Origin of the sequence: Stenotrophomonas sp. HMWF003 (genome assembly GCF_003061285.1) — a bacterium.
In the GTDB taxonomy this organism is placed as follows: Bacteria; Pseudomonadota; Gammaproteobacteria; order Xanthomonadales; family Xanthomonadaceae; genus Stenotrophomonas; species Stenotrophomonas maltophilia_AP.
Genome location: NZ_QAIW01000377.1, coordinates 3247 through 3843 on the forward strand (window position 1 = coordinate 3247; position 597 = coordinate 3843).

Sequence of the window (597 nt, forward strand, 5' to 3'; positions counted from 1 at the left end):
TCGGTGGGCGCGGCGCGCACGGCGGCCATCAACAGGCACACCAGCGCGGCCCAGATGATCGCCAGCGCGGGCAGGAACCACTGGCTGGAAAACACCGGCATCCATGCCGCCGTCAGCGCGAACCCGGCCGCCGCCCAGCCACGCACGCCGGGCAGGTCCGGACGGCGTCGGCGCAGCTGCCACAGTCCGAAGATCACGTCCCACAGGAAGATCACGCCCCAGATCGCGAACGCGTAACCGGCGGCGACGAGCAGGGTCGGATAGCGGTCGGAGATCGCGCCATTGGTCGGGCCGAATGCGCCGGATTGCGAGAACCACGACACCACCGGCATGGCCAATGCGGCCAACAACACGATCCAACGCATGCATCCACTCCCACTCAAAGAGCGCTGACGATACGCGGTTACCGGTTAAGGCGGTGGCATGGCCCCCGGTGATCGGGCACACCGGTGCAATCGCAAGGGGGAAGCTGGGCGCGCGCGACCGCACCCACGCGGTGACCCAGGCACTCAAGCGCGGCATCATCAGCCTGGACGATGCCCAGGCCGATGGTGACAGCTGACCGCCGCGCCGCTCAGCGGCGCCGCACCACCAGGC

Annotated in this window: 1 protein-coding gene and 1 pseudogene; one reads left to right on the forward strand and one right to left on the reverse strand. The window is 69.2% G+C overall.

The features are described from left to right. A pseudogene (locus DBR34_RS23430) lies at window positions 1-365 on the reverse strand (hypothetical protein); the annotation flags it as partial. Between the two features lie 68 nt (window positions 366-433). On the opposite strand from DBR34_RS23430, the gene DBR34_RS16000 reads away from it, so the two are divergent. Next, on the forward strand, window positions 434-562 hold the full coding sequence (locus DBR34_RS16000; RefSeq protein WP_258224004.1) for a hypothetical protein: 129 nt from the start codon (window positions 434-436) through the stop codon (window positions 560-562). The last annotated feature ends 35 nt before the right edge of the window (window positions 563-597 follow it).